The organism is Rhodococcus sp. T7, from assembly GCF_009872365.1.
Taxonomy (GTDB): Bacteria; Actinomycetota; Actinomycetes; order Mycobacteriales; family Mycobacteriaceae; genus Rhodococcus_F.
In genome coordinates this window covers 1-10,326 of the sequence record NZ_WXYH01000079.1, presented here as the reverse complement: position 1 = coordinate 10,326, position 10,326 = coordinate 1, and the positions used below count along the sequence as shown (strand labels likewise).

10 protein-coding genes are annotated in these 10,326 nt (G+C 64.8%); all 10 read left to right on the top strand.

The window, feature by feature from the left end:
* Positions 1–1,115: methane monooxygenase (locus tag MLGJGCBP_RS10570; protein WP_160095383.1), on the top strand; the 1,115-nt coding region annotated here is incomplete at its 5' end.
* Between the two features lie 85 nt (positions 1,116–1,200).
* Positions 1,201–2,244, top strand: a complete 1,044-nt coding sequence (locus MLGJGCBP_RS10565; RefSeq protein WP_160095381.1) for a 2Fe-2S iron-sulfur cluster-binding protein — start codon at positions 1,201–1,203, stop codon at positions 2,242–2,244.
* A gap of 50 nt (positions 2,245–2,294) precedes the next feature.
* Complete coding sequence (locus MLGJGCBP_RS10560) at positions 2,295–3,401, top strand: aromatic/alkene monooxygenase hydroxylase subunit beta (protein ID WP_160095379.1); 1,107 nt, start codon at positions 2,295–2,297, stop codon at positions 3,399–3,401.
* Positions 3,398–3,739 carry a propane 2-monooxygenase effector subunit MimD gene (mimD, locus tag MLGJGCBP_RS10555; RefSeq protein ID WP_201453019.1) on the top strand — a complete coding sequence of 114 codons (342 nt, stop codon included), beginning with the start codon at positions 3,398–3,400 and terminating at the stop codon, positions 3,737–3,739. Before MLGJGCBP_RS10560 ends, mimD begins: the two co-directional genes overlap by 4 nt.
* A gap of 400 nt (positions 3,740–4,139) precedes the next feature.
* On the top strand, positions 4,140–5,186 hold the full coding sequence (locus MLGJGCBP_RS10550; protein ID WP_160095377.1) for an amidohydrolase family protein: 1,047 nt from the start codon (positions 4,140–4,142) through the stop codon (positions 5,184–5,186).
* Positions 5,183–5,929, top strand: coding sequence for an iron-sulfur cluster assembly protein (locus MLGJGCBP_RS10545; protein WP_160095375.1), 747 nt, complete (start codon positions 5,183–5,185; stop codon positions 5,927–5,929). Before MLGJGCBP_RS10550 ends, MLGJGCBP_RS10545 begins: the two co-directional genes overlap by 4 nt.
* The gene (locus tag MLGJGCBP_RS10540) at positions 5,926–6,951 is read left to right on the top strand and encodes an NAD(P)-dependent alcohol dehydrogenase (RefSeq protein ID WP_109326756.1); all 1,026 of its coding nucleotides are present in this window, start codon (positions 5,926–5,928) and stop codon (positions 6,949–6,951) included. Before MLGJGCBP_RS10545 ends, MLGJGCBP_RS10540 begins: the two co-directional genes overlap by 4 nt.
* Before the next feature lie 43 nt (positions 6,952–6,994).
* Positions 6,995–8,644: a chaperonin GroEL gene (gene groL, locus MLGJGCBP_RS10535; RefSeq protein WP_160095373.1), complete on the top strand. Its 1,650-nt coding sequence runs from the start codon at positions 6,995–6,997 to the stop codon at positions 8,642–8,644.
* A gap of 68 nt (positions 8,645–8,712) precedes the next feature.
* Entirely contained in the window at positions 8,713–9,039 is a 327-nt protein-coding gene (locus MLGJGCBP_RS10530) for a putative quinol monooxygenase (protein ID WP_160095371.1), read from the top strand.
* A 181-nt stretch (positions 9,040–9,220) separates the two neighbouring features.
* A partial coding sequence (locus tag MLGJGCBP_RS10525; protein ID WP_160095369.1) for an FAD-binding oxidoreductase occupies positions 9,221–10,326 on the top strand: 1,106 nt, incomplete at its 3' end.

Below are 10,326 nucleotides of genomic sequence, written 5' to 3'. Positions count from 1 at the left end.
TCATTACCGGTGACGCGATCACCTCGGCGAACATCTACCTGACCGTGGTCGCCGAAACCGCGTTCACGAACACCCTGTTCGTGGCCATGCCCGACGAGGCCGCCGCCAATGGTGATTACCTGTTGCCCACCGTGTTTCACTCGGTGCAGTCCGACGAATCGCGGCACATCTCCAACGGTTACTCGATCCTGTTGATGGCCCTTGCCGACGAACGCAACCGTCCCCTGCTCGAACGCGACCTGCGGTACGCGTGGTGGAACAACCATTGCGTCGTCGACGCAGCGATCGGCACCTTCATCGAGTACGGCACCAAGGACCGTCGCAAGGACCGGGAAAGCTACGCCGAGATGTGGCGGCGGTGGATCTACGACGACTACTACCGCAGCTACCTCATCCCGCTCGAAAAGTACGGCCTGACCATCCCGCACGACCTGGTCGAAGAGGCGTGGAAGCGGATCACCGAGAAGGGTTACGTCCACGAGACGGCCCGGTTCTTCGCTACCGGGTGGCCGGTCAACTACTGGCGGATCGATGCGATGACCGACCAGGACTTCGAGTGGTTCGAGCACAAGTACCCGGGCTGGTACTCGAAGTACGGCAAGTGGTGGGAGGAGTACAACCGCCTCGCCTACCCCGGCCGCAACAAGCCGATCGCGTTCGAGGACGTCGGGTACCAGTACCCGCACCGCTGCTGGACGTGCATGGTGCCCGCGCTCATCCGTGAGGACATGGTCGTGGAGAAGGTCGACGAGCAGTGGCGGACCTACTGCTCGGAGACCTGCTACTGGACCGACGCCGTCGCGTTCCGCAGCGAGTACCAGGGCAAGCCGACTCCGAACATGGGCCGGCTCACCGGCTTCCGTGAATGGGAGACCCTGCATCACGGCAAGGACCTCGCCGACATCGTCTCCGATCTCGGGTACGTCCGCGATGACGGTAAGACCCTCGTCGGTCAGCCGCACCTGCAGCTGGACGATCCGAAGAAGTTGTGGACTCTCGACGATGTCCGCGGCAACACGTTCCAGAGCCCGAACGTGCTCTTGAACCAGATGTCGGACGCCGAACGCAACGCGCACATCGCCGCGTACCGCGCAGGTAGCACCGTACCTGCCTGACCAGGCTCGGTGGGCGGCGCCTGATCACTTACGGCGTCGCCCACCGCAACCAGCACAACACTTCCAGAGTCCCAGGAGATGGCCCGTGGCCGACAAGCACGTAATCAACTTCGAGCCCGTCGACATCGAGATGGAAGTCGGCGAGGACGAGTACATCCTCGACGCCGCCTTCCGGCAGGGCATCCACCTGATGCACGGGTGCCGTGAGGGGCGGTGCTCGGCCTGCAAATCATTTGTCCTCGACGGCGATATCCAGATGGAGAATTACTCGACGTTTGCGTGCAACGAAGCCGAGGTCGACGAGGGGCACGTACTGCTCTGCCGCGCTACGGCATACAGCGACTGCACCATCGAACTGCTCAACTTCGACGAGGACGAACTCCTCGGCGGTGTCCCCATCCAGGATGTGCGTACCCGCGTGGTAGCGATCGAGTCGATGACCAAGGACATCGTGTCGCTGCAGCTGCAGCCCGTCGAGCCGGCAACGTTCGAGTTCAAACCGGGCCAGTACTGCGACCTGACCATCCCCGGCACCGAGGAACACCGCTCCTTCTCCATGGCGACCACCCAGATGACACCGGACCGGGTGGAGTTCCTCATCAAGAAGTACCCGGGCGGCAAGTTCGCCGGCCTGCTCGACGACGGGATCTCGGTGGGTGACGAGATCGCCCTGACCGGACCGTACGGGTCGTTCACCCTCAAGGACGGCCACGTCCTGCCGATCGTCCTGATCGGCGGCGGCGCCGGGATGGCCCCGGTCCTCTCGCTGCTGCGGCACATGAGCGAGACGGGCAATACCCGCCCGGTGCATTTCTACTACGGTGCCCGCACCCCGCAGGACCTGTTCTACCTCGACGAGATCCTCGAACTCGGACAAGGGTTGACGGACTTCACGTTCGTGGCCTGCCTGTCGGAATCGATGGACCCTGCGCCGGTGGGGTCGATCGTCGTCGAGGACGGCAATGTCACCGACGTCGTCAGCCGCCGCGAACCCGACATCAGCAAGACCGAGGTCTACCTGTGTGGGCCGCCGCCGATGGTCGACGCCGCCCTGGCCTTGCTCGACGCCAATGGCGCCCCGCACGACCAGGTCTTCTACGACAAGTTCACCAGCCCGGCCTTCGAGTAATCGCCGCAGGAATTCCCCCTTCCTCCATTATCGACAGGAACCGCAACGAGATGACCGCAACTTCCGAGCCCAAGCAGCGGAGCTTTCCGAAGATCGAGTTCACCGACTCCGAAGCCGGTGCACTGGAATTCCCCAGCTCCCGCAGCCGTACCTTCACTTACTACACGCCCGCCAAGAAGCGGTCGACGATGTACGAGGACGTCACGGTCGACGTCCAGCCCGACCCCGATCGGCACCTCTCCCAGGGCTGGATTTACGGCTTCGGTGACGGCCCCGGCGGCTACCCGCAGGAGTGGACGGCCGCGAAGTCGTCGAACTGGCACGCCTTCCTCGACCCGAACGAGGAGTGGGACCAGACGATCTTCCGTAACAACTCCAAGGTGGTCCACCAGGTCGAACTGTGCCTGTCCAACGCCAAACGGGCCCGGGTCTACGACGGCTGGAACACACCGTGGCTGACGTTCATCTCCCGCAACCTGGGGGCGTGGATGCACGCCGAGAACGGGTTGGCGCTGCACGTGTTCACCTCCATCCAGCGGTCCTGCCCGACCAACATGATCAACACCGCCGTCGCGGTGAACGCCGCCCACAAGATGCGTTTCGCCCAGGACCTGGCACTGTTCAACCTGGATCTGTCCGAGGCCACCGAGGACTTCGACGGCGCCGCGCACAAGGAGGTGTGGCAGTCCGCTCCCGAGTGGCAACCCACCCGGGAGGTCGTCGAGCGCCTCACCGCGGTCCCCGATTGGTGTGAGCTGCTGTTCGCCTCGAACATCGTCTTCGAGCAGCTGGTGGGATCGCTGTTCCGCACCGAACTGGTCATGCAGATCGCCGCCGGCAACGGCGACTACATCACCCCCACCATCGTCGGCACCGGTGAGCACGATTACGACCGTGACCTCAACTACACCCGCAACCTGTTCCGGTTGCTCACCCGCGATCCCGAGCACGGGGAGACGAACAAGGAGCTGTTCGGCACCTGGCTCGCCACCTGGGTGCCCCGGTGCCTCGCCGCCGCCCGGGCGCTGCAGCCGATCTGGTCGCAGCCGGCCGACAAGGCGGTCACCTTCGCCACCAGTCTGGACGCCGCGACCGCGAAGTTCCGTTCCCTGCTCGAAGACCTCGGGCTCGACATCCCCAAGGAGTTGGACCAGTGACCATGCAATTCGGATCGACCACCGAGTTCTCCAACATGTGTGGCGTCACCTTGATGAACACCCCCATCGGCCGCGTCGTCGCGGAGGTGATGGGCGCCAAGGACGGTGTCGAGCTGACCGAGTACCCGTCGATGATCCGCGTCGACGGCCAGAAGTTGCTGAATTTCGACTACGAGGAACTCACCGACGCTCTCGGTGAGGAGTTCGACGGCTCCATCTTCGAGGAGATCAGCTCCACCCATTACGGGCGCATGGTTCACCTCGACGACAAGACCCTGCTGTTCGCCAGCCCCGAAGACGCCGCCGAGTACATCGGATTCGACCTCACCGAGCAGTGAGGCAGCCCGTGCAGTAACCATGTGTCGGTGCCGCCGACCCACCGGCGGTCGGCGGCACCGACACACCACGAAGCACCCCAGAACGGGGTGAGTGCTTGGTCAACCCCCACAGAATGAGATCGATGTGAAAGCACCTGTGCTCCAAGGGCCACGCTCGGTGGCACGGACCAACGTGGGGAATGCGTCCGCCGTGACCCCCGGGCGAGTGCTCGGGCACGATCGACGGCCGGCGGGCCGGACGCCGAAACCAGCAGGCACTTCTTCGGTCTCGACCACATGATCGACGCCTTCGCGCACGCGGACTTCCTTGACGCTCGCAAGGTCCTCTCGGTGATCCACGATCCCGACGTCGCCCTAGCCGGCTCTGTACCCACCGATCCCTGCAATTGGAGCACGCACAATGTATGAGAAGAACGGCGAAAAATACTTCATCGTCGACGGGCACATCGCCTTGTGGGACGGCCGCGCGTCGAACCAGAAGAACGTGCACGGCAAGCAGTTCATCGACTGCTTCTACGACTATCACAAGAACCTCAGCCCCGAAGAGGTCGTGTGGGACTACGACACCTACACCTACTACGGTGCCGATCGCCTGTTCCAGGACCTCTTCGTGGACGGATACGTCGACCACGCCATCTTCCAGCCTGCGTTCCTGAGCGAGTTCTACCACACCGGATTCGGGCAAACCGAGGAAGCGTTCGGCCTCACCCGGAAGCACCCCGACAAGCTCACCTACAACCACGCCTACGACCCACGGCACGAGGAGGCCGGGCTCGAGCAACTCCGCAAGGACGCCGACCGGATGAACCTCCAGGGCGTCAAGCTCTACACCGCCGAATGGCACGGCGACTCCCGCGGCTACAAACTCGACGACCCGTGGTCGCGGCGCTACCTCGAAGAATGCATCAAGCTGGGGATCAGGAACATTCACGTCCACAAGGGACCGACGATCCGTCCCCTCGACCGCGACGCCTTCGACGTGGCGGACATCGACAAGGTCGCCACCGACTACCTGGACCTGCGCTTCGTCGTCGAACATGTGGGTCTGCCACGGCTCGAGGACTTCTGCTGGATCGCCACCCAGGAGTCGAACGTCTACGGCGGATTGGCAGTGGCGCTGCCGTTCATCCACACCCGGCCCCGCTACTTCGCCCAGATAATCGGCGAGTTGCTCTACTGGATCGGCGAGGACAAGATCCTGTTCGGCAGCGACTACGCACTGTGGACCCCGAAATGGCTGATCGAGAAGTTCGTCGACTTCCAGATCCCCGAGGACATGCAGGGCGAGTACGCCCCGATCACCGTCGAGCAGAAGAAGAAGATCCTCGGCCTCAACGCCGCAGCGCTGTACGACATCGACGTTCCCGCGGACCTGCAACTGGCCGAGCCGGCCGGGCAGGAAGGTGTGGAGGTCGCTGCCGGGGCGCGGGAAACCGTGCCGTCATGACCACCGCCGCCGTCGTCTGCACCGAAGAGGACGTTCTGATGGCCCTGTCGACGGTCACCGACCCGGAACTGGACGAGCCGATCACCGATCTCGGTTTCGTCCGGTCGGTCACCCTCGACGACGACGGGGTCACCGTGCACCTGCGGCTGCCCACCGCGTTCTGCTCGCCGAACTTCGCCTACCTCATGGCATCCGACGCCCTCGACGCCCTGCGCCTGATCGAGGACATCGGCGAGGTGCGGGTGATGCTCGACGACCACCACGACAGCGACAAGATCAATACCGGCCTCGCAGCCGACGCCGGATACGTCGGAACGTTCGGCTCCGAGGCGGAAGAGAGTCTGCACGAACTGCGCCGAACGTTCCGGTCCAAGGCACATGCCGCGGCGATGGAACGCTGTGTGGAGGCGCACCTGAAGACCACCGACATGGGTGTGAACGAGATTTACCGACTCGTTCTCAGCGACCTCGCCCCCGGAAAAGCGAAGGCCGCGTTGCTGCGCCGCCGAATCGGCCTCGGGTTGAGTATCTGCCCGGCCAGCCCGGTGTTCGTCGACGACGCCGGCAAACGCATCCCCGCGGAGTCGGTGCCGATGCGGCTGCGGTTCGCCAAGTCGGTACGCATTTCGATGGAAGGCAACGCTCACTTCTGCCGCGGCCTGCTCGCCACCCGCTACGCCGACAGCGAATCCGTCGGCGCCACTCCGCGAATCACCAATCTCAGAACCAGGAGCCCTCGATGAAGGCCGTGCAAGTGGTGGGATACCACACCAAGCTGCAGCTCACCGATATTCCCGAACCCACAATCGAGGGTCCCCTCGATGTCATCGTGCGGATCGGCGGCGCGGGTGTGTGCCGCACCGACCTGCATGTTCTCGAGGGGCAATGGGAGGAGAAGTCCGGTGTCGCACTGCCGTACACAATTGGTCACGAGAACGCCGGTTGGGTCCACGCGGTAGGTGACGCCGTCACCAACGTGGTGGTCGGCGACAAGGTGATCCTGCACCCGCTGATCACGTGCGGGCTGTGCCGGGCGTGCCGTTTCGGTGACGACGTCCACTGCCAGAACAGCAAGTTCCCCGGCATCGACACCAACGGCGGGTACGCCGAGTATCTGCGCACCACCGCCCGCAGCGTGGTCCGGATCGACGACTCGCTCGAACCCGCCGACGTCGCCGCCCTCGCCGACGCGGGCCTGACGGCGTACCACGCCGTGGCCAAGGTCGCCAGGACCACTCGCCCCGGAGACGTGTGCGTGGTGATCGGGGCAGGCGGACTCGGCCACATCGGCATCCAAGTCCTGAAGGCGATTTCCGGGGTCACCGTGGTCGTGCTCGACCGTAACCCCGCGGCCGTCGACCTCGCCGTGAAGATCGGCGCCGACCACGGCATCGTCGCCGACGGCACCCACATCCAGCAGGTGCTCGACCTGACCGGCGGGCACGGCGCCGAAGCCGTCGTCGACTTCGTCGGTGAAGGCGGTGCCACCGCCGAAGGGATCGCGATGCTGCGCCGCGCCGGGAACTATTACGTCGTCGGCTACGGCGAGAACCTCGACGTTCCGACCATCGATGTGATCTCCACCGAGATCAACTTCATCGGAAATCTCGTCGGCTCCTACAACGACCTGCAGGAGCTCATGACCCTCGCCGCCCAGGGCAAGGTCACATTGCACACCACCCGGTACCGGCTCGAGGATTTCCAGCAAGCCCTCGACGATCTCGATGCCGGTCGGGTCCGCGGCCGGGCGATCCTCGTCCCTTAACCGCATCTCTCCGCGAAAGAACGCACGAAAGGACACATCAGCCATGGCGAAAGAGCTGCGGTACAACACGGACGCCCGAGCCCGCCTCGAGCAGGGCGTCAACGCCCTCGCCGACGCGGTCAAGGTGACCCTCGGCCCCAAGGGGCGCAACGCGGTGCTCGAAAAGCTCACCGGGCCACCGACGATCACCAACGACGGCGTGACCATTGCCCGCGAGATCCAGCTCCGCGAACCCTTCGCCAACATGGGTGCCCAGTTGGTCAAGGAGGTGGCGATGAAGACCAATGGTGTGGTCGGCGACGGCACCACCACCGCCACCGTGCTCGCTCAGGCCATGGTCCGCGAGGGTCTGCGCTCGGTCGATGCCGGCGCCAACCCCATGCGGGTGCGGCGCGGTATCGAGCGGGCCGTGTCCGTGGTCGTCGATTCCCTCCGCGAGCAGGCCTCCCAGATCGGGGGACAGGCCGATCTGCACCGGATCGCGACTCTCGCCGCCAGCGACGACGAAGTGATCGGGCACGCCATCTCGACCGCGGTTGATTACGTCGGCAAGTCCGGGGTCGTCACCACCGAGGAGAGCGACACCCTCGGGCTGTCGGTCAACATCGTCGACGGCATCGAGTTCGATCACGGCTACATCTCCGGCTACATGGTCACCGACCCGGAGCGGATGGAAGCGGTGCACACCAATCCGCTGATCCTGCTGACCAACAAGAAAATCAGCAAGGTCCAGGACATCATGCCGAGCATCGAGGTGGCCAAACGCGCCGACCGACCGCTGGTGGTACTGGCCGAGGACGTCGACGGTCCGGCCCTGCAGCTGCTCGTCGGCGGAAACATGCACAAGACCATGCAGTCGGTGGTCGTGCGCGCCCCCGGTTTCGGCCATCGCCGCGTCGCCGAGCTCGAAGACCTCGCCGTGGCACTCGGTGGGCACGTGATCGCCAAGGACACCGGCATCGAACTGTCCGAAATCAGCGTCGACCATCTCGGATCGTGTGACCGCATCACCGTGACCGAGAACGAGACCACGATCGTCGGCGGACACGGGGACCAGCGCCTCCTCGATGCCCGCATCGCCCAGCTCGAGGCCCAGCTCGAGCGCGCGAAGATCGAGGCGGATCAGGAAAGCCTCGAACTGCGTATCGCCCGGCTCACCGGGCGTGTTGCCGTCATCCGCGTCGGCGGCGCGACCAGTGTCGAACTCAAGGAACGGATGCTGCGCGTCGACGACGCGCTGGCCGCCACCCGCGCCGCGGTCGAGGCCGGAATCGTCTCCGGAGGTGGCACCGCGCTGGCGCAGTCGCATCGGGCATTGGCCGACCTCGACCTGGCCGGTGACGAGGCCATCGGATGCGACGTCGTGCGCCGCGCTCTCCCCGAACCGCTGCGCTGGATCGCGATCAACGCCGGGTTCGACGGCGACAAGGTCGTCGAGGTGGTCGCCGGCCTGCCGCTCGGGCACGGATTCAACGCGCTCACCGGCGAATACGGGGACATGTTCGACGACGGAGTGATCGACCCGTTCAAGGTAACCCGCGCCGCACTCGAAAGCGCAGCCTCGATCGCGGCACTGCTGATCACCACCGAAACCGCTGTCGTGGAAGAAATTATCGGCAATCCCGGTGCCATCATGGCACCCGGTTTCGGCGATCTCGCCGAAGGCATGGTCCGCCCGTCGAATATCTACTAGAAACCAGTGGGTCACCGCCTCGCGGTTCCGCGAGGCGGTGACCCACGCCCGAAAGGAAGTGAAGCATAGTGATTTTCATTGTGGTGAAGTTCAACGTCCTCGACGAACACCAGAACGACTGGTTGCTCATCACCAAGGAGTTCACCGACGCGACCCGATCGGAACCGGGCAATCTCTGGTTCGAATGGCACCGCAGCGCCGACAATCCCGCCGAGTTCGTGCTGATCGAGGCATTCGCCGACGGGCAGGCCGGTTCCGACCATGTCAATGCGGACCACTTCCGGAAAGGGCTGGACGCGATGCGCCCGGCACTGAGCGAGACACCGCGCATCCTCCACACCGAACTTCCCGGCGACGACTGGTCCCGCATGGGCGAGCTGGAAATCACTCCCTAGATCGATAGGTACCCCCCGGCACATGTAGGACGAACCAATCGGACGGCGTCACCGCGGGCACACGATCCTGTCTCGACAGGACATGTGCCCACGGTGCTGCGCACACGCCACGCCGCCTACCCGCGCGGGACGGTCCCAGCGGTAGGGCTGCGATGCACAAACCAGTGTGGAAGGACAAGACATGACTGCCTTGATGACGGGTCCCGTCGCGGACCTGACGGCAATGCTCGGCGAGGCAGTTGTCATCACCGACGGCGACACCATGATCGCCTACACCCGCGATCAGGCGCTGCTCTCGCCATCCGGTCGACCGATAGCAGTGGTTCGTGCCCGGACGGTCGACGACGTCGTCACGACGCTGCAGACTGCCTACCGGTACAAGATTCCGGTTGTCACGAGAGGTGCGGGGACCGGCCTGGCCGGCGGTGCCAATGCCCTCGAGGGGTGCATTGTCCTGAGTACCGAGAAGATGAACCGGATCCTCGAAATCGACGAGCAGTCCCGTACCGCGACGGTCGAACCCGGTGTCATCAACGGCGACCTCGCTACCGCAGCAGCAGAGCGAGGACTCTGGTACGTGCCCGACCCCGGCAGTCGCGCCATCTCCACGATCGGTGGGAACCTCGCGACAAACGCCGGTGGGCCCTGTTGCGCCAAATACGGGGTCACCGGCGATCACGTCGCCCGGATCAAAGCCGTGCTCGCCGACGGCCGCATCATCCACACCGGTGCCGTCACCCGCAAGAACGTCGCCGGCCTGAACCTCACGCAACTGCTGGTCGGATCCGAGGGCACCCTTGCCGTCATCGTCGAGGCGACCATGCGGTTGCGCAGAAAACCGGCGCACGCATCCACTGTGGTGGCGGCGTTCGCCGACCCCGTCCAGGCCGTCGACGCGGTGATGGCGATTCAGAACGTGGCCGAACCGAGCCTGGTCGAACTCATGGACCACAACACGATCACCGCGGTCAACGACCTGACCCAGATGGGCCTCGACGAGAACGCCGGTGCCCTGCTACTCATCCAGTGCGACGGCGAGGCCGCGAAGGCGGAAACCGAGCGCATCGCGCAAGCATGCCGCAGTTGTGCGGCGACCGAACTCTTCGTGACCACCGACCCGGTCGAAAGCGACGGGCTCATGCAGGCCCGCCGTGTGGCGCTGACCGCCCTCGAACGCTACGGCAGTACCCTGCTCGACGACCTGGCAGTGCCGGTGCCCCGGCTACCGCACATGCTCGACGCCATCAGCCGTATCGCCGACCGCCACCACCTTTTCGTCGGCACCTT